The 24,674-nt window shown below is 41.0% G+C and carries 21 protein-coding genes; 16 read left to right on the plus strand and 5 right to left on the minus strand.

The window, feature by feature from the left end; genetic code table 11:
- Positions 1 to 191 precede the first annotated feature (191 nt).
- A complete protein-coding gene (locus E4K68_RS13995) occupies positions 192 to 641 on the minus strand; it encodes a pyridoxamine 5'-phosphate oxidase family protein (RefSeq protein ID WP_135379547.1) in 450 nt (149 codons plus the stop codon).
- A 909-nt stretch (positions 642 to 1,550) separates the two neighbouring features.
- Between E4K68_RS13995 and E4K68_RS14000 the strand changes: the two genes are divergently transcribed.
- The 12 genes from E4K68_RS14000 to E4K68_RS14055 all read left to right on the plus strand — a co-directional run bounded on the left by E4K68_RS14000 (position 1,551) and on the right by E4K68_RS14055 (position 17,434).
- A complete protein-coding gene (locus tag E4K68_RS14000; RefSeq protein WP_135379548.1) occupies positions 1,551 to 1,763 on the plus strand; it encodes an MCP four helix bundle domain-containing protein in 213 nt (70 codons plus the stop codon).
- A 119-nt stretch (positions 1,764 to 1,882) separates the two neighbouring features.
- Positions 1,883 to 2,155 (plus strand): citrate lyase acyl carrier protein, encoded by a 273-nt coding sequence (citD, locus tag E4K68_RS14005; protein WP_135379549.1) that lies wholly within the window; start codon positions 1,883 to 1,885, stop codon positions 2,153 to 2,155.
- A gap of 43 nt (positions 2,156 to 2,198) precedes the next feature.
- On the plus strand, positions 2,199 to 2,903 hold the full coding sequence (locus E4K68_RS14010; protein WP_135379550.1) for an aldolase/citrate lyase family protein: 705 nt from the start codon (positions 2,199 to 2,201) through the stop codon (positions 2,901 to 2,903).
- A gap of 24 nt (positions 2,904 to 2,927) precedes the next feature.
- Entirely contained in the window at positions 2,928 to 4,469 is a 1,542-nt protein-coding gene (citF, locus tag E4K68_RS14015) for a citrate lyase subunit alpha (RefSeq protein ID WP_135379551.1), read from the plus strand.
- Positions 4,470 to 5,139: 670 nt separating this feature from the next.
- Entirely contained in the window at positions 5,140 to 6,930 is a 1,791-nt protein-coding gene (locus E4K68_RS14020; RefSeq protein ID WP_135379552.1) for a VWA domain-containing protein, read from the plus strand.
- Between the two features lie 33 nt (positions 6,931 to 6,963).
- The gene (locus tag E4K68_RS14025; protein WP_135379553.1) at positions 6,964 to 10,191 is read left to right on the plus strand and encodes a tubulin-like doman-containing protein; all 3,228 of its coding nucleotides are present in this window, start codon (positions 6,964 to 6,966) and stop codon (positions 10,189 to 10,191) included.
- A gap of 14 nt (positions 10,192 to 10,205) precedes the next feature.
- On the plus strand, positions 10,206 to 12,506 hold the full coding sequence (locus tag E4K68_RS14030; protein ID WP_135379554.1) for a hypothetical protein: 2,301 nt from the start codon (positions 10,206 to 10,208) through the stop codon (positions 12,504 to 12,506).
- 110 nt (positions 12,507 to 12,616) lie between these two features.
- Positions 12,617 to 13,084 carry a (2Fe-2S)-binding protein gene (locus E4K68_RS14035; protein WP_282432993.1) on the plus strand — a complete coding sequence of 156 codons (468 nt, stop codon included), beginning with the start codon at positions 12,617 to 12,619 and terminating at the stop codon, positions 13,082 to 13,084.
- A gap of 169 nt (positions 13,085 to 13,253) precedes the next feature.
- Complete coding sequence (gene ygiD / locus E4K68_RS14040; RefSeq protein WP_199241772.1) at positions 13,254 to 14,033, plus strand: 4,5-DOPA dioxygenase extradiol; 780 nt, start codon at positions 13,254 to 13,256, stop codon at positions 14,031 to 14,033.
- A 417-nt stretch (positions 14,034 to 14,450) separates the two neighbouring features.
- Positions 14,451 to 15,263, plus strand: a complete 813-nt coding sequence (locus E4K68_RS14045) for a nitroreductase family protein (protein WP_135379556.1) — start codon at positions 14,451 to 14,453, stop codon at positions 15,261 to 15,263.
- 304 nt (positions 15,264 to 15,567) lie between these two features.
- Positions 15,568 to 16,224 (plus strand): tRNA (guanosine(46)-N7)-methyltransferase TrmB, encoded by a 657-nt coding sequence (gene trmB / locus E4K68_RS14050; RefSeq protein ID WP_135379557.1) that lies wholly within the window; start codon positions 15,568 to 15,570, stop codon positions 16,222 to 16,224.
- Positions 16,225 to 16,318: 94 nt separating this feature from the next.
- Complete coding sequence (locus tag E4K68_RS14055; protein ID WP_135379558.1) at positions 16,319 to 17,434, plus strand: alanine racemase; 1,116 nt, start codon at positions 16,319 to 16,321, stop codon at positions 17,432 to 17,434.
- A 233-nt stretch (positions 17,435 to 17,667) separates the two neighbouring features.
- On the opposite strand, the gene E4K68_RS20680 is transcribed toward E4K68_RS14055, so the two are convergent.
- On the minus strand, positions 17,668 to 17,817 hold the full coding sequence (locus tag E4K68_RS20680; protein ID WP_199241773.1) for a hypothetical protein: 150 nt from the start codon (positions 17,815 to 17,817) through the stop codon (positions 17,668 to 17,670).
- Positions 17,818 to 18,325: 508 nt separating this feature from the next.
- Between E4K68_RS20680 and E4K68_RS14060 the strand changes: the two genes are divergently transcribed.
- The 4 genes from E4K68_RS14060 (at position 18,326) to E4K68_RS20410 (ending at position 22,561) form a co-directional block, all read left to right on the plus strand.
- Positions 18,326 to 18,676 carry a LysM peptidoglycan-binding domain-containing protein gene (locus E4K68_RS14060; protein WP_135379559.1) on the plus strand — a complete coding sequence of 117 codons (351 nt, stop codon included), beginning with the start codon at positions 18,326 to 18,328 and terminating at the stop codon, positions 18,674 to 18,676.
- A 729-nt stretch (positions 18,677 to 19,405) separates the two neighbouring features.
- Positions 19,406 to 20,758: an amino acid permease gene (locus tag E4K68_RS14065; RefSeq protein ID WP_135379560.1), complete on the plus strand. Its 1,353-nt coding sequence runs from the start codon at positions 19,406 to 19,408 to the stop codon at positions 20,756 to 20,758.
- Positions 20,759 to 21,133: 375 nt separating this feature from the next.
- On the plus strand, positions 21,134 to 22,180 hold the full coding sequence (locus tag E4K68_RS14070) for a phosphodiester glycosidase family protein (protein WP_135379561.1): 1,047 nt from the start codon (positions 21,134 to 21,136) through the stop codon (positions 22,178 to 22,180).
- Positions 22,181 to 22,423: 243 nt separating this feature from the next.
- Positions 22,424 to 22,561, plus strand: coding sequence for a hypothetical protein (locus E4K68_RS20410; RefSeq protein ID WP_158291427.1), 138 nt, complete (start codon positions 22,424 to 22,426; stop codon positions 22,559 to 22,561).
- A gap of 948 nt (positions 22,562 to 23,509) precedes the next feature.
- Here E4K68_RS20410 and E4K68_RS21655 read toward each other — a convergent pair.
- Genes E4K68_RS21655 through E4K68_RS21665 form a run of 3 tightly spaced genes read right to left on the minus strand, consistent with a single transcriptional unit; the run spans position 23,510 to position 24,326 of the window.
- Positions 23,510 to 23,803, minus strand: coding sequence for a DUF2238 domain-containing protein (locus E4K68_RS21655; RefSeq protein WP_348982862.1), 294 nt, complete (start codon positions 23,801 to 23,803; stop codon positions 23,510 to 23,512).
- On the minus strand, positions 23,737 to 24,159 hold the full coding sequence (locus E4K68_RS21660; protein WP_348982863.1) for a DUF2238 domain-containing protein: 423 nt from the start codon (positions 24,157 to 24,159) through the stop codon (positions 23,737 to 23,739). The genes E4K68_RS21655 and E4K68_RS21660 overlap by 67 nt, the downstream gene beginning before the upstream one ends.
- Before the next feature lie 35 nt (positions 24,160 to 24,194).
- Positions 24,195 to 24,326 carry a hypothetical protein gene (locus tag E4K68_RS21665; protein WP_348982864.1) on the minus strand — a complete coding sequence of 44 codons (132 nt, stop codon included), beginning with the start codon at positions 24,324 to 24,326 and terminating at the stop codon, positions 24,195 to 24,197.
- Positions 24,327 to 24,674 lie beyond the last annotated feature (348 nt).

The following is a 24,674-nucleotide window of genomic DNA, read 5'->3' on the forward strand; positions in this document are numbered from 1 at the left end:
TAAGACGTCCAAGAGAAATACCCGTTTGGTTGAGAGACTATCGAAGAATATGGAAGGTACAAGAACAGGTGTTACACAAAGTAGATAGTTAGTTATATTCTGATAGGCAAAAAACCCGCTAAATTGATGTGCCAAACATCAGCTAGCGGGTTTTTACATTTTGCTTGCAGGAGCAAATCGGTCAGCTTAATTTAACCTTTATATAGCTCATCGAACATAGCTCTAAAAAAATCAGCAGTTTTTGGGGACCTATGTTTTTTATTTATTCCTTCCGTGACTATTACTGTAGGAGTGGTATCACTTTTTATTTGTTCAATATCAAATTCAACCATACACATGGCGGCATTACCTTCCATGGGCTCTCTGACAACCCTTGCAGTACCTTTTATACCCATGGCTATATCGGTTCCTTCTAATACAGTTATAAACGCTTTACCATTGTTTTTAATATTTGTAGTTGTCTGGTGTGATTTCACGAGAGCCATTCGGAAAGTTTTATCATTTGGTGCAAAAATTAGATGTACCGGCATAGCGTGTGGGAATCCCTCAGGAGTTAACGTGGAAACCACTACAGTAGTTAGCTCTTTTTCAAACAAATCAACAATTTCTTCGGGCAAAGAATTACCGATAATTTTGCTCATATGATTACCCCTTTCGTTATTTATCAATCTAATAGTTTACATGTATTGGAAGAACAGGCGCCGGATTATTTTAAGTGGAAAACAATTAGCAACTCCTATATTTGATTTCTAGTTTTCGACACTTACAGTCTTTATTCCTTTGTAAAAAATCACATCTAGCTACTATTTTAATAAGTTCGTTTCTAGCCAATAGGGCTAGAAGCTTCACGTCCCAAAAACGTGGATCGACCCTATTTTATTTGCCTTGATGAAATGAACTAGAGTGAAAAACGGGAACACTGCTTAGCAAAACAGTCAGGCACAGCGAGGACCAATGGCTTCAAACTGGTGTTACTTAATAATTACGAAAATATGTCTGCACCAAAATTTAGTTATTAAGTCCAAAATATAATAGTTTTATGGAAATTATCAAAAATAAGTGAATATTATTGATATAAAGTGTATTTATATTATAATTAAAAAGCTTGAAATATGAATAAATAAGTAGTAATCTTAGAAAAATAATCCATTCCTTCTTGGGGCGATCTACTTAATATAAAATACAGGGCAAAAGCACCAAGAGAAAACCAATAAGATCTCAAATTTCTTTTTAGGAGTATGACTAAACTTGTTGTAGAGAAGCAAAATTACTATATGCATGTTTTGAAAAGAGCTTAAATGTAAATCAAAATGAGGAGTTCCGTCTTTAATAATATGAACTTCACGTTTGATTTTTGTACTGTCTCAATACAGAAAAGGGTTGACCCTCTAACATTGGTATTACAAGAATGCAGATGATTTAAATTATTGTTCCTCCAAATATATGAGAGAACGGTTTCTTTTAAAAGATATGTGCACATGATCACAAAAGGGGATTATGTAAACTTATTAGCTGAAGTTGATTCTGTTATGACGTTGTAACTCTCTTCGATGCAAACACATAGTCACGTACCCATGGCAAAGGTAAATAGTGAGCAAGCCCAGACCGAATTTAAGAGCGTTCAAGAGGATTACCGAATCCTGCGGGATAATATGATTAACCTTATAAATGATGGGAATTATGATGAAGCAGGAAAAGTCTTTGAACAAGCTCTAAAAACGAATGACAATGGAAAGATTTATTTCTCTACACAATGCAATTAAGCTAGATAAAGTATTCGCATTCACGAAATTTCAGGAGTTGACGGTTATTGTTCATTTTGAATGGTATTTACTAAATGAACGAAACAATTAACTACCCGTGTAAATAGGAGGGTTAACAGATGAAAATCAATAGAACCGCACAGGCTGGAGCTATAGAGTCCAGCGATGTACTGGTTACAGTTGCGCCAAATCCTGATGGTGGGATTAAGGTTGAACTTGAAACGAAACGAGTAATTCAGAAACAATTCGGAAAACAGATTGAGAAAGTAATTCTAGAAACTGCAGAAAAACTTGGAGTCGAGGATGTAGTCATTAAAGCTCAGGACAAAGGAGCTTTGGATTATACTTATAGAGCAAGAGTTCAGGCAGCGATTGAAAGAGCTTTGTTTTAAACCTTTAGATGATGTCTAAGATGATATGTAAAGGAGTATCGATATGATTCAAAACAGGAGTATGCTCATTATTCCGGGGAATAACCCCAAGCGGCTTCAAAATGCACCCGTGTTTAATCCGGATTTGCTTGTGCTTGATCTGGCAGATGGGGTGAAGATTGAAGCTAAAGATAGTGCTCGTTTGCTCGTTAAAGAGGCCATCAGCTTTATGGATTATGAGAAGGTTCAAATTGTGGTGCGAATCAATTCTCTGCAATCGGGTTTCGGGGCTAAAGATATTGAAGTGATTTCCCAAGTGCAACCTGCTGCCTTAATGATTCCTCAAGCGAGCATGGAGCAGCTTCAAAACGTTGATAAGGTTTTGGCCACATCTGAAGAGAAAGCTGGGCTTAAACAAGGGAGCATTCGATTGATTCCGGTGATTGAAACCGCGAAGGCACTGGAAGAGGTTTCCTCAGTTCTTAGTGCATCACCTCGAGTCATCGGTCTCTTTTTTAATGCCGAAGGTTTGGCTAAAGAACTGGGAATGACCCGAAGTAAAGAAGGCGACGAAATCCTCTATGCCCGGAGCAAGATTTCCATGGCTTGCCGTGTTGCGGGCTTAAATAGCTTTGATACCGCGTTTACCGATGGCAACGATTATGAGGGCTTAGAGAAGGATTCTTTTAATGCTCGTAATCTTGGCTTCACTGGTAAAGCCGCCATCGATGGTAGGCAAATCGATACGATTCATAAAATCTTTGTTTAATCTAACAGAAACGAGGGGTATCGCATGAAAAATAGTGCAGGACGTGAAATTCCAGAACAAATAGAGGGCTATGGCCAAGTGAAACCCTTTGGGGGCGCTTTTGCTAATTATGGTGAACGCTCTAAAACATCTGTGAAACTACATTCCGTAAAACCGGGTGAGAACAAACTCGTGGAAACCATCGATGAGGTTCTGGACAAAGTCGGAATTAAGGATGGCATGACGGTTTCCTTCCACCATCATCTGAGAAATGGAGACTTCGTGATCAATCTAGTCATGGAGGCTATTGCGAAACGAGGAGTTAAAGATATTACGGTTGCTGCTACCGGTATTTTCAAGATCCATGAACCACTTGTCGAGTATATTAAACGTGGAATTATTACCGGAATTTCGGTAAACTACATCGCCCCAGGGCCTGTAGCAACGGCTATTTCTAAAGGATTCTTAAAAAAGCCAGCTGTTCTAATGAGTCATGGGGGGCGGCCTCGGGCTATTGAGAGTGGAGACTTGCATATCGATATTGCCTTTATCGCTGCACCAATCGCAGATTTTTATGGCAATATGAACGGAGTTCAGGGGAAATCCGCTTGCGGAACGTTGGCTTATGCAATTCCAGATGCACAGTATGCGGATTGTGTCGTTGCTGTTACGGATAATCTCGTGCCCTACCCGGCTTTCCCCATCGAGATTACTCAAGATTTTGTGGATTATGTCGTGAAGGTCGAATCGATTGGTGATCCGAATGGAATCGTCTCTGGAACTCTAACGGTTACCAAAGATCCCGTAGGTTTACGTATTGCCAAACTTGCGGCTCAAGTGATTGAAGCAACAGGATATATCAAAGAGGGTATGTCCTTTCAGACTGGTGCAGGCGGAACTTCCTTAGCCGTTGCCGCTGAAGTTCGGAGGTTCATGAAGGAAAAAAACGTGGTTGGAAGCTTTGCAGCTGGTGGAATCACTGGTTACATGGTCGATATGCTCAACGAGGGGCTTTTCCGTGCACTTTTTGATGTTCAGTGCTTTGACTTAAAAGCGATTGCTTCAATGCGTGATAATGTTAAACACCAAAAAATGAGCGGTTCACTCTATGGAAACCCGCATAACAAAGGTGCAGTCGTTAATAATCTAGATGTAATGATTCTAGGAGCTACTGAGATTGATACCAACTTTAACGTGAATGTAGTTACAGGTTCTGACGGGATCATTATTGGGGCTTCAGGTGGGCATAATGATACTGCCGCAGGTTCAAAACTTGCTATCGTGGTTACGAACTTAACAAAGGGGCGCCTTCCCGTTGTTAAAGATCAAGTATTCACGATCACCACCCCAGGAGAGACGATCGATGTGCTTGTCACAGAACGTGGGATTGCGGTTAATCCTGCACGACAAGATCTGATTGAAAAACTTAAAGAAACTGACCTTCCGATCGTCCCGATTGAAGAATTAAAAAACATTGCAGAACGTTTAACGGGTAAGCCGGAACCGATTGAGTTAACCGATAAAATTGTCGCAATAGTTGAGTACCGAGATGGAACCGTAATTGACGTGGTTAAGAAACCAAACTAAACGGTACAGAGAAACACCTTGTGTCGGCAACTACGACCGTGGGTAGCGTGACCTTTGCTGGTGGTGACGGCTAACATTGGCAACCATTGCTAATGGTGCCTCCGATACTATCACAATTGTAGTCAGCTGTTTAATAACGTTATCTTTTGACCCCTCTGTTAATAACTCGTTTTTGGGTGGCCAACCTTTTTTCCGGGGTATTATCCCTGATTCAATTAGGCGTTGTTTATTGTTGTTGGCGAGTTATGAGTTGTTTAATTACTTTTTGCTAGAAAACCCAAAATGCTTACTCCCATTTTTAGCCATACACAGACCCCCTATGATAGATGTTTATTCTACCATAGGGGGTCTGTTGTTTTCACTGGTCCGATTTTAGGGTTCAGTTCACCAGCCTGAAATGTTCTTTTTTCTATGAATTAAGCTTGTTAGATGGGCAATGGAGAAATCTATTGGTTCCTCACTGAAGTGTACATAAGTGCATCGGAACAGATTTCTATAGACAAACAGCTAACTACAGAGCCAACACCTTTAAAAAAAGGAAGATAAAAAGCAAATCATTCATATTAACAAATCTAGAAAATACAATGTTATTATCTTGAGTTTTTAGACAACCCCTGACGTTAATAGAAATTAGCATTTCTGACAAATCTCACTGGGGGAGAATGATTTTATGAACGCTGGAAAGAGAATTACGGCGCTTTTAGTCTTGAGTATGTTTCTAATAGCTATGTCTCTTTATCCTGTGATGGCACAAAGCACCTCCGGCGATAACGGCAAGAAAACTATGAATCTTGTCATTGTACTGGACCGTACGGGAAGTTTACAGCAATCAGACCCGAATAGGTTGTCTCAGGAAGCTGCTAAGTTAATCGTTGATTTGATGGTTCAAAATGGGAGTAAGATTGGATTAGTTCAATATACAGATAAGGTTACCGACCGACTGGATATAACCGATATAAACGGTCAAGGAGAAAAAAATAAACTTAAATCTTACATTGATGGGTTAGGTGTGCCGAAAGGACAAAGCACCGATAGTTCAACCGGCCTTAAGGAAGGGGTTTCGATGCTTGCCGGATTACAGATGTTAGAAAATCCGGTCATAGTACTCTTAACCGATGGGAAGAACGATTTTAATGGAAGTGACAGAAACCAAGATATTTCGCAACGTGACATGAAACAAGCTCTGGATATAGCCAAGAATAAGGAGATTCTCATCTATACCATTGGCCTAAATGCAGATGGCTCCGTCGATAAGAATATGTTGTCACGTATTGCAAAGGAGACTGGAGGTAAGTCGTACATCGTTGATAAGGCCAACGATCTTCCGGATATAATCAGCAATGTCTATACGGATGCTCTGGGCTACAAATTATTGTCCCTCGGCTCGGACAGGAATGCCTTGAGTGGAAATTTTGAGACCTACGATTTTGACGTTACTAATAGCAGTGTGGCAGAAGCCAATGTCGTGATTTACAAGAACAGGGATGTACTAGTCAAGTTAATTAAGCCAGATGGTACAGAGGCTTCCTGGGACAACGATAGGTTTATCGCATCACCCTCCCAGAATTATATGTCCTATAAAATTCTAAATCCTAATCAAGGCCAATGGAAGTTAATGGTCAAGGGAACCCGGAATGACGAGATTAAGATCAGCCTGCTTTATAACTATGATTTAGTGATCCACATGGATCAGCTTTCGTCAAGTAGTTTTACCGGTGCGGAAATCCCAGTGAAAGTAAACTTTATGCGACAAGGTAGGGCAATTGAGGATAAGAACTTGTACAAGGACATGTCAGCAGTGGCCGTTGTCGAGAATAGTTCTGCCAATACCTCAGAGAAAGTACCTCTTACTGCCGGGGAAAAGTATTATCAAGGGAAAATCAAGTTCGAACAACCAGGAAACTATAGCGTCTATGTGCTAGCAGAAGGAAAGGCCTTAACCAGAAAGAGTGGTCCCCAAACGATACAGGTTACAGAGAAAAATGTGCCGGTAATGGCGTCCCCTAAGAACCTCATTCCCTGGAAAAAGCTTCTCTACACTTTGCTAGGGATCATAGGAGCGACTGCCTTTGTTATTCTCCTGCTGAAAGGGATTCCGAAGTTAATTGAAAATGCCAAGCCCAAGCTTCTTTTCGGCAAAATCAATCTTAGAGTCATAAATACTACAACTGGTGTGGAAGAAATGCAGCAAAGCAAAACTCTGGCTCCTTACGGGACTTCAGTTACCATAAGTAAATTAGCAGAGAATCCCGCTAGTACGCTAAACACTATAGTCATTGCAAGAAAGGCGCAAGGAGTCTACCTTACCTACAGTGAAGCGGGCAGTAAGGATTTATCAGTGAGCGTCAATGGAGATAAAGTTGCACCAGGACAGATCGTTCTACTGACCAATGGATGTTCCCTTCGGGTTGTGGCGGTTGTAGACTCAATTAAAGTATTCGGGAGATTTAGTGAGTTTTAAATCTATAAACAAAACTAGGATGGTGTATGGGCAATGGATATGCGTTTGGCGGAAAATCTCAACCAGCTCCGGCTCAATAAAAGCGGTATAACCAGTGACCTTTCCAGGGTTGATGCTATCCCTAATCCAATCCTAGTCATTGGGTTGGGGGGGACAGGTGTAACAGCTCTGAGCAAAGTGAAGAATGCCGTTTACCGCCGTTTTAACTTGCCCCGTGACAGTGCGACCGGCCACGACAAAGACAAACCGGAAAATATTGAGTACCTTGGCTTGGATGCGGATGAGCATATAGTTTATGACGATGATAAAAATTCTGGCCGGTCTATCGAGCTTAACACCTCGACTGAGTTTCTACGGATTTATACCCCTGCAGTGCCCAGGATGCTAGCTAATCGGGCCGGTCTGCCCCGCACAATCACGGACTGGTTAAGTCCAAATTTGAGCCCGAACGATTTTGACCAAGGCGCTAATGGAATTCGCCAGATGGGTCGATTAGCCTTATTCTTACGGATTACAGATGTTGTTAATATGATTGAGCGTAAGTTAAACAGCCTACTACAAGGTAAGAAAGGTAATCTTTATGTCTTTATATTAAGTGGTGTATCCGGGGGCACGGGTGGCGGAACCTTTATTGATATTCCCTATATTGTCCGATGTGTTGCCCAGCAGCTTGGTGCCTTAGATAGGCTAAAGATTATAGGCTATTTATTTTTGCCCGATGTAAATATGAAGGAAAACAAAGCCGACTTTGTCCAATCCAATGGCTTCGCGGCTCTGAAAGAACTAGATTACTGGATGACAGACCACGGCCAGCCATTTGTCCAGGAGTATACTAATAATTACTCTCACAGCTCCGTTGCCACTCCGTACGATTACTGTTACCTGATTTCTTCGATTGACAAGAATAACGTCTTATTAACGGACCTCAAAAGCACCTGCATGGAAATCGTCAGTGAAAACTTGGTACATTTTATCAGTAAAGGTAAGGTTCAGAACACGACGTTTACCCTGCCCGCTTTCTTGTCTAACCTGGATCAAATTAAACTTAATGTTTTTTCTGGTATGAAACCTCCATTTCAAGCTAATTACGAGTACTTTATCCTTGGGGCTAGCTCCTATGAGATTCCAATCGAACAAATGATGAACTATGCCGCCTACATTTTAATGGAGCGGATTAACGTCATTTACGAGAACGATCCAGGCGCAGGGGACATAGGTGCCTTTCTCGAAAAGTTAGAGTTGGGTCATGAGGATTTAATCGACCGTTATTTTGCCGACGGTCTGAGCCTTTTAACCGAGTGGCAGCAAAATCCTTACTACAGTACTGAAAACGCAGGAAAAGTTGATCTGGATGGACAGCTGACAAAAGAAATGCGGGCTTTCCTAGACCACCTTCAAGACAGCAAAAATAGATCTAATGCCAAGGAAGCTGCCGAAAATTTGAAGGAGAGAATTAGGAAAGAACTAGATCAGTTATTCGTCAATCCAGAAAAGGGGCCGATTTTTGTTAACCGGTTGCTCTTCTCACCTGTCGGAGATTGTGTTCTGCGTAGAATTAATCAGTTAATGCATGATGCTGAGCAGGAACAGAAAAACAAGGAGAGCGAAAGGCAGATAAGGAAAAAAAGTGCAGCCAATCTCTTCTCAAAAACCCTTCCTTCATTGTTCAATTTCAGTCGTAAAAACAACTGGGAAAAGTATGTCCAGACCAAGATTGAGGAGTATAAAGCTGCCTTAAAGGCCAAAGTAATCAATGACCTTGTAATGCCGATGTATGAGGAACTTGCTAACGATCTTCGAGAGCTTAACGCAGGAACCTACCAAGTCTGGGTTGATCTTCTCAAACAACTCAAGGAAGTCTTGAAGGCCAATGCGGAGATCGTTGAGGCTTCTACCTGGAGTGGTCTTGACCCAAAGGATTGGATCAAAGCAATTGGCGAAATGTTCAATGATAGGAGCTGGGAACAAATTCTCCATATAACCCAGGAGTTTTTGATAGACCTGCAAAAAAATTCGGTTTTTTGGATCGATAATCAGGGCAAAGAGGCTGTTAGAATTCTGTCAGCGTTCGTTTCCAACAAGTTCAGCGAGGTGGCCCTAAAAAGCTTGGAAACCTATTTGCAAGAGAACTATGGAAACCTGCCATTTGATGAGATCGTATCACTGGAAATTGGTCCTAAATTACATAGTGGCTCAGCCCCGATTTTTCATATGGATAACACCGTGACCGCGAGTTTGAACGACTTCCCCACCCACTTTACAGTTTCGATCCCGGAGAATTGCGAAAAACTACATAGTGCCTTTTTAAACTATATGGAAAAGGCTGAGGTTAAAGGTACCCCGGAACAAGTCGCTAGTAGCGAAGTAAAACACAGCATATACTGGGTGAACACCTCGATTGGAGTTCCCCTCTTTGCCTACAGTAGACTTAGGAGTCTAGAGGCGATGTATGAATACCGGGCCCCGAATGACCCTGGTATCCACCTGCGCGACGAATGGCGTGCCTTTCCTTCGCCTTTTCCCGATAAGGCTGATCCAGCGAATCGAATGGACAGGAATCGAGACAAAAGGGAGTTGTTCAAGCGAGCTTTAGAAATTGGAATCATCCTAGAAGACAGTAACGTTAAACCGAAGTTTACGATAAAGCAACTTCCGACGGTAACCGTTCAGAATCGTTCCCGGATTTTTGACCTGTCTGTACGACGAATTCCAATTTTCCAAAGTATCGATCTTGAAACAGCGGAGGACAACTTTTTGCGGGTACCCAGTTACTCGGAAATTGTAAAACGGCAGCTCGATGAACTTGAGCACGTAGACCTAGAACTTGAGAGACTGGAAACAATTAATCGGGAAGAAAAATTGAAGCGGGAGAGGCTGAATGATTTAATTTTGGCCTTGGTAAGCGGAACCCTATACTGGGCAGGCCCCAAGCTGCTTTATCGTAATGACCTGGATGCGGAAGCTTGGACTCCCTTAGTGGATATGCTGGAACATGAGGATTTCTATTTAGTTGCCTTTGATACTTACCGTGGAAAGAATGAACGCCAAATCCAAAAATTAATAGGTACTGACAGGGCGAAACGGGAGCAGATGGATGCGAGCCAGATTAAACAGCGTTTGGTCGAGCTAAGAGAAGAATTTGCAAGAATCAAGGCCTATTTTGATAATAAGAAACTCGATGGTAAAGCGGTCGACGAGAAGTACCTGGACTTTTTGACGGATGCTCTAGACAGGGTTAACTTCTTGACGAGTGTTTACTGAGCGGAGGGTAGGATATGCTCAATATCTTGGATGTAAAGGCCGCACTTGCCGAGCAAATCCGCAGATATATTGACCAGGAGCATCTCGAACTGGAGCATAGAGGAGAGCCGGGAGCAGCTCCCAACCTCAACTCTTGTGTGCTGTTGGCGGGTATAGGCAACCAGGGAGCGAGAACCGTCTCCCGAATAATGAGGCAACTCAATACGATCGGGATTTTTTCTGACGACTATACCGGTCTAGCCTTGGTCGACGCCAAATTTCCGGAAAGGGATCCTCAGATTGAGTATATCGTTATGGAAGATTGCAGCATACCACGGTATAGGGTCCAAGGGAAACTGCTGGAGAAAAAGGACGACATAGTAAGAACCTTGGAAGCGCTCAACACAAGACTTACAAACGTCATGGAAAGAACCAGTGCAACGATTAAGATCTATGTCGTTAGCGATTTGTCCGAGGACTTATTTGCGAGCTGCCCAATGCTTCTGTGTTTGTTGGAAGACAAGCTTAACAGTTTTTTTGTAGCGAATACCGGTATCGAATTTACGGGCCTGTTTTTTCAAAGTGCCATGCTGAAAACTAAACAGGAACAGGCTAAGGTCTTTGCCGCTTGGCAAGAAATCAAATCTATGTCGTCTCCCGACTTTAAATTTGACATCGACCTGGGGGACTTTCCTGGGCGGAGAGCGAACCGGGTTTCTCGTAAAAAGCCGGTTTTTGCCATATCCTACATGTACTCTGATTTTGACGAAAATTTCTCTCCCATCCTAAAGACCGTCGATGGGGACTTTCGTGTGGCGGAGATGTTGGCCACTTTAGTCTATTTAAAGAGTAGTTCACAATTTAACGAAGCAAGAATTTATAATTCCCTTCAGATGCCTTCACCAACTGTGGCCAATGGCCTGCCACGTTATGCCACAATCGGTTATAGCAAAAAATCGCTAAAGATCTCCCCAATCTTTAGCGATACCTGCTGGTACCTTTTGAATAAGATCCGTAACGTTAACAAAAGCAAGGCGGGCTACATCAGTCAGGACTGGGAATCGGTATTGAGCGAATTGGAAATCAACAACTCCGGGATTGAGACATTGGAGTCCGAAGTCTATTCTTCTGTACATGAGACTCTCAAAGAAATCGAAGAACTTCACCTTCGCCTAGAAAAGAAAGTCGTTAAAGAACTACTAGCGGAAACCTTGGATACTGTCGAGAAATTACTAATTGGTGATCATGCCAAACTTATTTTTGAAGAAAGAATCATAAAGGCGGCCCAACAAATTACAGAAAACTATCTTCCGAAGCAGTTAGAGAGTTTTAAGAAAATCATTAAAGGTTATTTGCAAAACGAACGGCGGGGGTTGTTTTTTGTTAAGCGACTGTTAAAATCTGACGAAGAAAACAACAAGCAGAGTCTTATTAAGCACCTTGAGTTAAAAATCAATGAGTTAATGACACAGAGCGACGCTTTACGCCTGAGGGCAGACCGTGCTTCCCAATGGGCTATAGCAAGACTGGAAATAGAGCCTGACAAAAAAGGATTGTTAGGATTCGGGAACAAGAAAAATAACTTTTTACAGCGCTTAGTTGAAGTAAAATATGAGCTATTGCAAAGGGCCGTTGTTTACGACCAACTAAGGGAAATCTTAAAGGGTTACCTTGTTTACAACCGTAATCTATATGCCATCATTCTTGCAGAGGAAGAGAACATCCTAAGTCTGGAACAAGCTTTTGATGATCTTCGTAACACAGAGCGGATAAAACTTGTGACTGCGGGTGAGGACGCCCTCATCGACTTATTTAAAGATCGGTTAAATGAAACCCAAAAAGAAATTGCCAATGAAGCATTTGCAACGATTTTCCGAGATATCGATCTATCCGTATTCCGAGAAAACGGCAACTTTTTAGAAGCGGTCGTTAAGGCTTTATTTGATAATACCAGACAACTGCTACTACAAACCAACATTCAAACACTTTCGATGGAACAGCTGTTGGAAAGTCTTACACAAAACCAACCAGCGAAAGGTCAACAGATGGTTGAAGATCTTTACGCAAAATGCAATCTTGCTTTGAGTTTGAGTAAAGGGGTAATGTCCAGGCAACCTGAAACACATTACTACTTCTTTAACAATGCGGGCAATTCAGGCTTGCGCAGTTACATTAAGGGGCTTTTCCAGGGAAAGCCCAACGATGTTTTATTTGTAGACTATAAGTCAATCAAAAGTATACGCATGGTTAAAGCATGTTTCGGCTTTGACATTAAGGACATCTACTTTTATAGAAACTATGAGGATGCCTATGAAATGTTTGCGCCTGATCTATAAATGAATTATTCAATTTGCAGGACATTACCATTTAACGGTTATTATCGGACTTGAATTGCAATTGCATAATATACAGTTTAAACTATATATTGCGGAGGGAGTGGTGCAGATTGTTAGAAATTAAAATAAATCCTGAAGTAAATAATCCATGCCCTCTATGCGGAAATCTGGGTCAGAAGGTAAAAAACGTTACAGTAGATCATCAATTGAAAGATAAGACCGATATATATGGAGAACAGTTTTTCATATGCCGGACCCCGGAATGTGAAACAGGTTATTATACACAAAATGGGAAAATAATTCGCCAAGGGCAATTAATCAATAAAATATGGTTTAAGAAGAATATTTCTTCCCCCACCCCTATTTGTTATTGTGCAAACGTTACAGAAGAAGAAATCCTTTACCATGTTGCTGAGGCACGATGTTGCTCAGCTTTAGAGGATATTAAAAGGCACACAGGTGCAAATACAGGATGTGAATGTATAACAAAGAATCCGGCAGGCGGCTGATGTGCTTCCGTGGTGCAATCGGTGATTGCCAAAGGTTTAATTATGAGAAATCAAAAAGACTCTTTTTAGGGCTTCTTAGTTCTAGTTTAACACTTATCATCTGATCAAGAATGTTAAAGGCCGCTGTGGCGAATCAATAAATAGCCCATTTTGCGACGCAACACATATTTCAATAACATTCTCAGATAAGTAAGAAATGTTATTGAAATAATATTTAAAGTTGGAAGGTTGAGAGATTATGGCTAACGCAATAAATAAGATGCCGGTATTGTTCGTAGGGCACGGTTCCCCTATGAATGCAATTGAAGACAATAATTATTCAAGGAATTGGGCGAAAATAGCCCGGGAAATCCCAAAGCCTAAAGCAATTCTTGCAATATCCGCTCATTGGTATACAAATGGAAGCAGTATAACGGACGAAGAACATCCCAAAATGGTGTACGACATGTATGGATTTCCAGATGAACTATACGGGGTCGTGTACAAGGCAAAGGGTTCACCCGAACTGGCCCATTTGACCAAGGATTTAATTAAGAAAAATGTAAAAATAGATAACAGCTGGGGTTACGACCATGGCACATGGTCTGTGCTTTCTAATATGTACCCTGAGGCTGACATACCTGTATTTCAGCTTAGCGTGGACAGCAGCGCAAATGCAGAGGCCCATTTTCAAATAGGAAAGGAAATCAGTGCCCTGCGTGAAAAGGAAGTTTTAATATTAGGGAGTGGAAATGTTGTCCATAACCTTGAAAAGATAAACTGGGGCATGGCAGGTGGTCATCCTTGGGCAGTCGATTTTGATCGCTATATTAAGGACAAAATAATCAAAAAGCAATATCAAGATGTCATTAATTATGAGAACGCAGGACAATCTGCGAAATTAGCATTCTTTACACCGGAACATTTTTATCCCCTGCTATATATTTTAGGTGCGTCAAAGGATGATGATCGGATTTCAATATTCAATGATTCATGTGCAATGGGTTCATTGTCAATGACAAGCTATTTATTTCAGTAATGTAAATTTGGGCAATTTTTGGATCTTCCAAAAACACGTCTTCTTCATCACTTCACTAACATTTTTGCGCTCCAAGCTCAAACTTAATCTCAAACGGCCGCAGCTCTCCTTTGATCTCGCTCTAACGCTGGCTAATGCAAATGGTGAAGTTTGCAGGAAAACCTTTATGATATTAAGGGTTTTATCCAAGCAGCGATAAGCGCACTTTTTGATAGGCTTAGTCTTAAACCCCTCTTGAACCGTGTTAAGATGAAAGTGTCAAGAGACACTAACACAATTCAAGAGGGGTTTCCTCTATGCCTAGAGTAATAGAATGTGATGGCTAACGTTCAGTTTTGGAGGTAGTGGGATTTTTGCCATTGACAAGGTGTGGCTCAGTGTGCTATTTGTGAAGATAAAGTAGAAGGGATGATAAATATGGATATGATTCAAGTTAACCAAGAAAAATGTATCCGCTGTAGCCTCTGTGTTAATGTCTGTCCTACGAAATTTATTACTATGGGGGATCAGGGACCAGAAGCAACAGGAGAAAACTGTATTGCCTGCGGCCACTGTGTAGCTGTTTGTCCCTGGGCGGCATTAGATAACATGAAGGCGCCACTAGCCCAACAGTTATCGCTTGAAAAAGTACCTATCCTTGACGCGGATACGGCAGCCCGCTTTCTTCGAGCACGGCGCTCAATTCGCTGTTATAAGCAGGAGGTAGTGCCGCGGGAGAAAATCTTGCAGCTTCTTGATATCGCAAGGTTAGCTCCGACTGGCGGAAACACTCAGGGTGTGTCTTATCAGGTTATTGATAAAGCTGACACACTGCGTAAAATTACATCTTTAGTCATTGACTGGATGGAAGAGCAAGTACAAACTGGTTCTCCCTGGGGGCCGTATTATGCTCAGCCTATCGACAATTATCGTAAAACCGGTGAAGATGTTATTTTGCGCGATGCACCGTGTCTGGTTGTGGCTATATCGGCGAGGAACTTTCTGCCCCGCGGTCGAGATAATTCACATTTTTCTCTGGCTTATGCCGAACTTTATGCTCCGGCTATCGAATTGGGATCGTGTTGGGCTGGGTTCTTTGAAATGTGTGCCTCTAGCGGTTATCAGCCGCTAATTAGCCTCTTAGGTCTAAAGGAAGAAATGGCGGTCACTGGAGCACTGATGGTGGGATATCCCCAATTTACTTATAGACGGTTAGTCGACAGAAATCCGTTGAAAGTGACCTGGCAGTAAAAGCAAAATCTTCGCTAACTGCCCACCGTGGCATTTCGGCAAGACCTATGATCACTCATGAGGTTTATTGGGATAACTCTTTGATCCTTTCTCTTTTGGGTAAGACAGGTGCGTTGTTTTATGTGAAACAACGTACCTAATCTTACCCGTTTCTTAGGTAACGTAACTGATAGATAAATCGCTGATTTTTATTCTATCACTAGGTATTCAGTGGTATAATCGAAAAATAATAGATGGTTATAAATAGTCAATCAGAGATGGATGGCACATTAGACATCTTCGGTTAAAAGAGGAGAAAGTTCAAATGCGACTCAGAAAAAAGTGGTGGGCTAAGCCCGAATTAGAAAAAGATCATAAGGTCATTTTTACCCCTAAGGAGTACAAAGGAAAATGGAAAGGGTTCTTCGGCAATGATCATCCAATCCATCTGGAATTGGGATGTGGTCGTGGACGTTTTATTAACCAACTAGCAAGGATGAATACAAATATCAACTATATTGCGCTTGATGCCCATAATGAACTTTTGGTTCATGTCTTAAGAAAAGCCAATGAAAGCCACCTGAATAATATAAAAGTTATTCCAATATATATTGAGAACATCGGAGACATCTTTGCCCAAGATGAAATTGAGAAAATTCATATTAACTTTTGTAATCCATGGCCAAACAAAAGACATCATAAAAGAAGGTTAACCCATCCTAATTTCCTTAGACTATATCAAAATTTTTTAAAGAATGGATCGGAAATATGGTTCAAAACTGACGATGAATTACTTTTTGCAGATAGTCTTGAGTATTTCGAAGTTGCAGGTTTTAAAGAACTGTATAGGACTTATGATTTATACCAGAGCGATTTCCACGGGAATATCATGACAGAATACGAAGAGAAGTTTTGCAATCAAGGAATCAAAATAAAGTTCAGTAGGTTCAGAATTAGTACACAATTAAACGTAGCTCGTTGAAATGGGTACAGTTTCAGTCACCCCAGACTCCGCCATCCCTTTGCCACTGTGAAAGAATATGTAGGGTCAATGAAAAATAAGGAGGGATTTTGGAATGAAAAAGACAGAACTTCAAACACCTGCTATTTTAGTTGATCTCGATATTCTAGATTACAATATAAAAAGGTTCCAATCATTATGTAATATAAATGGAAAACAACTGTGGCCGATGATTAAAACACATAAGAGCACAGAAATAGTGAAAATGCAGGAAGCTGCAGGTTCAACCGGGTTTGTTTGTGGTACGCTTGATGAATGTGAAGGTATTTGCGAGTTAGGGGTAAAAAACATAATGTACGCCTACCCGGTCGCCAGTGATGTTAGCATTCAAAGGGTGATCGAACTGGCTAAAAAATGCCACTTTATTGCCCGCATTGATAACTATGATGGAGCCAAAATGCTCAATGAAGCGGCAAAATCAGCAGGTGTAAAGGTGAATTACACAATCATCATTGACTGTGGATTTCATCGTTTCGGGATTTCACCGGATAAGGTAGACGTTTTTGCAGATTCCTTAAAGGAATTTAAAGCTCTGGTATTGAAGGGTATTTCTACGCATCCTGGCAATGTCTACTCTGCTATAAAGCATGAAGATATTCAACAATATATCGACCAAGAAAAGAGTGCAATTAAAAAAGCTGTAGATTCACTCAAGGCTGCAGGCTATACTCTTGAGTTAATTACCAGCGGTTCCACGCCAACCTTCATTGGATCTGTTTCCGATGAAAACATCAATGTATTCCATCCTGGTAATTACGTGTTTAATGACAATATTCAGATGTCAACAAATACTGCCAAAGAGTCTGAGTGCGCTCTTTCGGTGTACGCCACGGTTATTTCTTATCCATCCGATGATGTGTTTATTTGCGATGCTGGTGCCAAATGTTTAGGACTTGATCAAGGTGCTCACGGTAACACTGCAATAAAGGGATATGGTTATGTAAAAGGGCATCCTGAACTCACTGTTTACAGCCTTTCTGAAGAAGTTGCCAAATTCCATATTAAAGGTTCCACAACACTGAAGGTTGGCGATAAGGTAGAAATAATTCCTAATCACACTTGTTCATCCGCAAACCTCACCAGTTATTTAATTGGCTGCAGAGGCGATACAGTAGAGAGGCTGATCGAAATCGATATGCGAGGAAATTCTACCACTAAGAACTTTAAATAGTGACTAACAACAATAAGGCCGCCTGTCAGAAGTCAGGCGGCCTTGCGAATCTGTAGATTTGTCCGACCGTCCTAACGCAATCATCCCGTCTAAGGCATGCCCGGTCAATCTCATCGGTATCGGTGGGGGCCTTTTTATGTTTTCTGGATTTCTTACGCGTGCTCCCTGCGGATACGTCATAAATAATTAAAAGCTACCACCTTTTCGGGTGGTAGCCAGTTCATAAGAGTTTTTTAGAAGATCACGCCTAAAGCGATAAGAATCAAAATTGCTACTGCAATGATAGCGACACCGACACCTGCGCCAACGCCATAAGGCGCAACGGGAGCAACAGGTCGAGGACAACATGCTCCGCTCATTCCACCATAACCCATACCGTACATAAGAAGTTCCACCTTTCTAAATTAGAATACGATTCCCATTGCGATCAGAAGAAGAATTATAACAACAACTGCCGCGATCCCTGCGCCAAAGCCCTTTCCACATCCGCAGCCTACCCCATCAACGTTACCAAATGCCATTTGAATTTCCTCCTTTGTTAAGAGATAATACATAATATGCAAAGTATGGGTTATGTGTAACAATATGGAATAACAAATAGCCAGAGTTTGATGTTATGATGGACAATATCTAGTTTTTCTTAGTTAATAGGAGCTCCCGTTAAGCTAATCCTTGTTCTGTTGTTTTAATGAATTATCTCCTTAATATGTGATAATATTTTCCTGCATATTTGAGCATCGGTCGCTGGGTTATAGCAATAGAATTAATTATACCAATTTAAAAGGTACAAACACTATATTCCTTGTATTCCATATATTGTTATTAATAGAAGAAAGAAGAAGCTTGGCATTAATGTCAAAAAGCTTTTGATTAGTTAAGGAGGAAAATAATATGGAATTACGTTCCGTTGCTTATAATCCAACTCTCGCGCCAGGTATGGGTGGAATGATGCCCGGAATGCATGGAGCACCTGGGGGGTACCAACACCTCGATTTTGATCCCTGTTGTCCTATGCCTTGCCCATCTTACGAGGAACCAATGATGCAGCATCATTGCCCGATGCCAATGCCGGCCCCTGTTCCAACTCCAACACACGAAGTATATGTAGTGAAAAAAGGGGATAGCGTTTATAAAATCGCAAAACGCTATGGGACGACAATGCAAGCCATTATCCTTGGAAACAACTTGCATAACCCAGATCTTATTTATCCAGGACAAATCTTATTAATACCAGGAGTGTAAAATAGGTAGCGTACCAAGAATGTTGCTGGATTGGGTTCAAATAACACAACAAAGCCGCCTGTTTAAAAGGGGGCTTTGTTGTGTTATTTCAAAACGAATGAGATTCGGGATTATAGGGACATTTTAATCTATTGTATTTAAGTAATTAGGCAAATAAAAAGCCACTATGAAAAATCCTTACTAACTTTTAAAGGTATATAAGAGCACGTAATGATCTATCTAACACCAGTATAGATCGCTGATTACCTAACTAGGGTCTTTCGACCATAATCAATAGACAAGCGTTTTACCACCTGCATATAATCTTTGGCCGACCCATATATACCCGGCAAAGAGCATATATAAATCTTGGCTCAACCATTACATACCCTTATGATAAGTATTATGGCTCTTTGCCCCAACATATTATGTTGGGAATTTTAGGGGCAATTTTGGCGTTGTACCATTATTATGTCTTTTGATGCTTCTGATACTTAAGAATAAAGCCATCCGAGCAACCGAAGCTTTGATTTATGTTTTGATGGATTTGGTCGTCTAAGTTTTCGGTAAAGCATCTATGAGTATCACAGCTTTAGGGTATGAAAGCAGCTTTTAATCAATTATTGGACCTAAATAACTTTAACGATAAAAAATTCAAGACTACGTTTATTTTTTGACGGCATTATGTTACAGTTAATTTCAAGTTGTTATATATAGTTTTTTCTAAAAAAAGAATGAGGAGATTTAAAGATGGAAAACGGATTAGAAAAAAAATACGGCCTTTTGACTGCTATTGCAATGGTTGTTGGTATTGTAATTGGTAGCGGCGTATTTTTTAAAGCGGAGAAAGTTTTAACCGCTACCGGTGGCAATCTTCCACAGGGTATCTTGGCCTGGATCATTGGTGGATTAATCATGATTGTCTGTGCTTATGTTTTCGCAACGATGGCCACTCGATATGAGAAAGTGAATGGTATCGTTGACTACGCTGAAGCAACTATTGGTAGTAAGTACGCTTATTTTATTGGTTGGTTCATGGCTGCTATTTATTATCCAACTCTAACCTCCGTACTTGCATGGGTTTCTGCTAGATACACATGTGTTTTGTTAGGATGGAATATAGTTGGCGCTGAAGCGATGGCCATTTCTGGGTTTTTTCTGGTTGGAAGCTTTGCTTTAAACGCCCTTTCACCAAAGCTTGCAGGTAAGTTCCAGGTCTCGACCACCATGATCAAGATTATACCTCTTGCTCTGATGGCCGTTGTCGGGACAATCGTGGGTCTAAGAAACGGTATTTTGGTTAGTAACTTCACGAGTGGTGTCATTGCTAATGTGAGTAGCAACTACCCGCTTTTTACCGCTGTTGTTGCTACGGCTTTCGCTTATGAAGGATGGATTATTGCAACCAGTATCAATGCTGAACTGAAGGATGCTAAGAAAAACCTGCCGTTAGCACTTACCTTTGGAACACTGTTTGTTGCTCTGATTTACATTCTGTATTATACAGGACTTGCCGGGGCTGTTAATAACAGCGTTATGATGAAAGGCGGCGAAGCGGGAGCAAGGCTGGCATTTTCCACTGTATTCACTAACATGGGAGGTACAGTTCTGTTCGTATTCGTGGTAATTTCTTGCTTGGGAACTTTAAATGGTTTGATGATGGGCTGCACCCGCGGTTTCTACTCTTTAGCAGCTAGAGAGATGGGTCCTGAACCGAAAATTTTTAAATGCGTCGATGTCAACACCAATATGCCGACGAACTCCTCTATTTTAGGGGTTCTGCTAAGCGGTGTTTGGCTGTTGTACTTCTTTGGCGCAAATCTGGCACCTGTCAGTTGGTTTGGGCCGTTTAGTTTTGATAGCTCTGAACTTCCCATTGTTACCATCTATGCTATGTATATCCCTATTTTCATTATGATGATGATAAAAGAGCAGTCACTAAACTTCTTTAAACGTTTCCTCATGCCGTCACTTGCTATCTGCGCCTGTGTCTTCATGGTAATTGCTGCATGCTATGCCCATGGCAAGGCTGTCTTCTTCTATCTTATTATTTTCTGCGTTATCATGGCAATTGGGATGGTTATAACTCCAAAAAAGAAATAATATTTTTAGCAGGGTATAGCGTGCACCCTAGGACTACGTCCTAGGGTGCACGTGAAGACAGTCGTGTTGATAAAGAGAAAGTAGCTTGGTATCAAGGAGTTTTAGGGTTTTAGGTAATTTATATATTGTATGTTATGTTCCCTCGGACACTAGTTTGAGGGAACTCTTTGTTAGGGGGTTGCACTCTTTCTGCAAACATATACATATATGTGCGAAAAGAAGGCTGTTTTTTCAGAATAGTGTATTAGATTTAGGCAAAAGGACCCTAGATAAAAGCCATTTCCATTATTTATATATATCAATACTTCGTAAGAAAGGTGTATATTATGATAGGAATTTGATGAGTAATCTCATTTTTTAGGAGATGGTGGTAACATGGGTAGTACAGGGATTCCCAGTTCTTCGAACGCGATAATGCAGCCACGACTCTACCGAAAACCTGCAGGGGTCCATCACTACAGCCGAAAGAAAAAGCGGTTGAGGCGCCTTATGGCATGGATCGTAAGTCTTTTCACTATTTTTTTCTTATTTTTTATGGGGTTTCTCTACTCATCGCTTCAACCGTTTGAGATGCTTCGCAGCTTATGGGTGACAAGTGCCATGACGACCATGAACCACCAGTACCTGGCGACCTGGTTTTTTAATGATGCAGAGATTAAAAGAATACAGCAAAGCAATGATGCCGCTATTCTAGGCAACTCTAATCCTTCGAGTATTAATATGCTCAGAAGTGGCAGTAATAATGGAACAGAACTCATCGACGTCAGTCAGAAGGGGTTTAAAGGATACTTGCTAAAAGTTAATAACCCTGCACGCGTCAAGGTGGCGGCGACGCATTATCTTGGCAAGAAGGGAGAAAAAGCAGAAGACATTGCCAAGGAAACTGGGGCTGTCGCAGTTATCAATGGGGGGATGTTTGATGACCCACAGGGAAACGGAAACGGCGGTCACCCTTTGGGCATCCTCATCTCAGGGGGTAGTACTCTTTACAAAGAACCAGTGACAACGTATGATATTATCGGCCTGAACCGCAGCAATGTCCTAGTTCTTGGTCATTATACTCAGGCCCAAATCAAGCAGCTGGGTATACGGGATGCGGTCACGTTCAGTCCATTTCTTGTCGTCAACGGTAAGCCAGCGATCACACATGGAGACGGGGGATGGGGCATTGCTCCAAGGACCGCAATTGGACAAGCTCAGGACGGGACTATATTGATGTTGGTTATCGACGGACGCCAGATCGGTTCTATAGGCGCGACGCTTAAAGATGTACAAGATATCATGCTTAAATACGGTGCCTATAACGTCGCCAATCTTGACGGCGGAGCCTCAACCGTTCTCTATTATGACAACCAGATAGTTAATCATCCGTCGAGTCAGTACGGTGAACGCCTTGCACCCTCCTTTTTTATCGTTAAGTAACTTTGCGTATATATAAAATACCTTTAAGATGATGCAAATAAAGCTAGCCTGCACAACCATAGCAAAGGATTGATTTCCAAGGAACTCGAAAGGGTTCCTTTTTTGCTGCTCAATCTCAATCTAGAGAGGGAGGAGGCCTACATTGACAAGAGAACAAAACCATATCATGGACGGCTCCCCATTCCTTCCAAGCAATGAAAATGCAATTTCGTAAATAGAGCCTTTTGGCTCTGTTTTTGCTGTATGACGAGTGCCAATGTGAATGGTCTTCCCATTGAACATACGGATTCCGGTGCTAGAAAGAGTTTAGCTGGGATTGTTGACTATTATTTAATACATAACCGTGAAATCTATCTGAAACCGGAGATTACAATGATGTAGACCTGCGGACAAACCCCTTCAACCACCGACAGACATATAGCCATGCACTGAGGAGAGGAAAGAGCAGGGCTGCTCTGCTCTGGTAGAAGGCTAAAGAGTCTAATCTATTAGGCCCCCCTAAATACCTTGATAAAGGCCAATTATTCAATCAAAAGCTTATATATTCGAAAATGTGGGCATTTTAGCGCGTCATAACTCATAGGATACATTTACCATAGGTATTAGTGTTATTTAGATATAATTACCATAAATATCCAACATCCTTTTTTCACTTTAGGTTATCCTATAAAAGTCATAAGTTTATTTTAAGGGAGGCTTCTAAATTATGGGTAATAATAATGATCAAGACACTGGAAATGGACCAGGAAAAGGACAAAATAAAGGGGCTGGACCACGAAAAGGAAAATCGAAAGAAAAAGGGTAAGAACAAGTGAAGTCGCGTGAACAAGGGTTGGTTCATAACAGGATACCAAAATAGTTAACTGTATTGGACTATATTGTTTAAACATCATGCTCTAGAAATATTCTGGGGCATGATGTTTAAAGAAAATTTATACATTTGTAAATGTCTTGGATAGCTTCGATAGGTGAGTTGAATGCTGGATTTGAAACTATTTATTGGCAGTTTTATTTTGCTTTTTCTTGCCACTGGAGGAAGGGGTAGGGTGTATCAGCTAGAATAAAGAGTTTCTGACATATGATCAAGATTTACAATCACATACATCAAACTGTTTTTAAAGAGGTAAAAGGCGTTTTATCCTAGGTTCCAAAAAGCACTAAGGTTATTTGAGCAGGATTAGTTTTTGTACCATAGTCACCAACTTAGTGAGTTACCAGTGGGATTCATTTGACTATGAATGATACCAACACAGCTTTTCAAAGTCTAATGACATTGGGTACAACCCTTCTACGAGCAATTAACAACAATTTGTTTAGCTCTAAACTATGCTACTTAACTTTGATTTCGTCAATTAAAAATTGGTCATGAGTCGAGGACAAACTTAACAAGCAAATTATAGCCCCTGCTAATGCAAGAAACATGTCCCAATGTGTGTCCCAAATATCTCCCTGAAGCCCAAGGAAAGCCTCTGCGCCTCCGCCCAACATTATTGCCGCGCACCACTCAACTAATTCATAAAGAGAACTTACCCCAAGAACTAATCCGAGAACAATGATTATAAGCAGTTTCCCTTTTGGAAGGAAGATATTCGCAGCAGGATTTCCCTTAAAGTAAGGGCCCAAACGAAACCATTTATAAAATGCCCAAACCGATCATAGTAATTTCTCCCAAGATAAAAAGAATCCTTTAGCCAGTTAAATAGTGGCACTTTGCCATAAGTGTAATGCCCACCGATGAGGACTATTATTGCACCCAAACATAGAAGCAAGTAAACTGGGGTGGTGAGACGGAACTTGTTATAGGTATAAATAATAATAAATGCTCCCAAAACAACCGGAGTAACCTCTAAAAACCAAGTGCCCAATTGGTAAGGCTTATAAGCAGACCATATAAACACTAAGACTAAACTTGTTAGAAGGAAACTGTGTATCGGTTTAACTGATTTTAAGCTTGAAATTTTCATTTTACGCTTGTCCATTCTTTTGATTTCTTAACTTCTATCTTGGCTTAGTTCTAGATAAATAATTCAATATAAATTGCATTACCTAAAATCTCACCCATAATTCGCGCCGAAATGATGTCGAAAAAAGCCAGTTGTGTGATTTGGGTTTTGCTTAAAAATCTAGTAATAGGTAAATTAGGCACACCCGTTTTTTACGCCACAATAAACGGTCTCTGCAACAGGAGGCTTTGAGCTGATATTGTATTAGGGTAATTTCCTACTAATCTATTAATATTTCCATGGGCAGTTATGGATAAAAAATACAGTAGACATTACAAACTAAAGGTTGTATACTAACAAAGCGCCAAACGGCTCACAGAGATTGAATTGGCTAGGAGATGAACCTTCGAACTTTTCGATCGAGACCAAAGCAATCAGTTATTGACAACGTGAGTTGAAAATGCTAAGATGTGATTCCGGCCCAAACGGGTGCTGGAAACAAAGTTTAAACCATGGTCTTTGAAAACTAAACAACAAGGACAGCCAATGAG

The organism is Desulfosporosinus sp. Sb-LF (genome assembly GCF_004766055.1).
Classification (GTDB): Bacteria; Bacillota; Desulfitobacteriia; order Desulfitobacteriales; family Desulfitobacteriaceae; genus Desulfosporosinus.

Excerpts from the sequence above, each read along its gene's own strand:
- E4K68_RS20410 (WP_158291427.1), top strand. The coding sequence starts at position 22,424 with ATGACGAGTGCCAATGTGAATGGTCTTCCCATTGAACATACGGATTCC.
- E4K68_RS14065 (WP_135379560.1), top strand. The coding sequence starts at position 19,406 with ATGGAAAACGGATTAGAAAAAAAATACGGCCTTTTGACTGCTATTGCA.
- ygiD (WP_199241772.1), top strand. The coding sequence starts at position 13,254 with ATGGCTAACGCAATAAATAAGATGCCGGTATTGTTCGTAGGGCACGGT.
- E4K68_RS14020 (WP_135379552.1), top strand. The coding sequence starts at position 5,140 with ATGAACGCTGGAAAGAGAATTACGGCGCTTTTAGTCTTGAGTATGTTT.
- trmB (WP_135379557.1), top strand. The coding sequence starts at position 15,568 with ATGCGACTCAGAAAAAAGTGGTGGGCTAAGCCCGAATTAGAAAAAGAT.
- E4K68_RS14055 (WP_135379558.1), top strand. The coding sequence starts at position 16,319 with ATGAAAAAGACAGAACTTCAAACACCTGCTATTTTAGTTGATCTCGAT.
- citF (WP_135379551.1), top strand. The coding sequence starts at position 2,928 with ATGAAAAATAGTGCAGGACGTGAAATTCCAGAACAAATAGAGGGCTAT.
- E4K68_RS13995 (WP_135379547.1), bottom strand. The coding sequence starts at position 641 with ATGAGCAAAATTATCGGTAATTCTTTGCCCGAAGAAATTGTTGATTTG.
- E4K68_RS14060 (WP_135379559.1), top strand. The coding sequence starts at position 18,326 with ATGGAATTACGTTCCGTTGCTTATAATCCAACTCTCGCGCCAGGTATG.
- E4K68_RS20680 (WP_199241773.1), bottom strand. The coding sequence starts at position 17,817 with ATGTACGGTATGGGTTATGGTGGAATGAGCGGAGCATGTTGTCCTCGA.
- E4K68_RS14000 (WP_135379548.1), top strand. The coding sequence starts at position 1,551 with ATGCAAACACATAGTCACGTACCCATGGCAAAGGTAAATAGTGAGCAA.
- citD (WP_135379549.1), top strand. The coding sequence starts at position 1,883 with ATGAAAATCAATAGAACCGCACAGGCTGGAGCTATAGAGTCCAGCGAT.
- E4K68_RS14070 (WP_135379561.1), top strand. The coding sequence starts at position 21,134 with ATGGGTAGTACAGGGATTCCCAGTTCTTCGAACGCGATAATGCAGCCA.
- E4K68_RS14045 (WP_135379556.1), top strand. The coding sequence starts at position 14,451 with ATGGATATGATTCAAGTTAACCAAGAAAAATGTATCCGCTGTAGCCTC.
- E4K68_RS14025 (WP_135379553.1), top strand. The coding sequence starts at position 6,964 with ATGGATATGCGTTTGGCGGAAAATCTCAACCAGCTCCGGCTCAATAAA.
- E4K68_RS21660 (WP_348982863.1), bottom strand. The coding sequence starts at position 24,159 with ATGGACAAGCGTAAAATGAAAATTTCAAGCTTAAAATCAGTTAAACCG.
- E4K68_RS14030 (WP_135379554.1), top strand. The coding sequence starts at position 10,206 with ATGCTCAATATCTTGGATGTAAAGGCCGCACTTGCCGAGCAAATCCGC.
- E4K68_RS14010 (WP_135379550.1), top strand. The coding sequence starts at position 2,199 with ATGATTCAAAACAGGAGTATGCTCATTATTCCGGGGAATAACCCCAAG.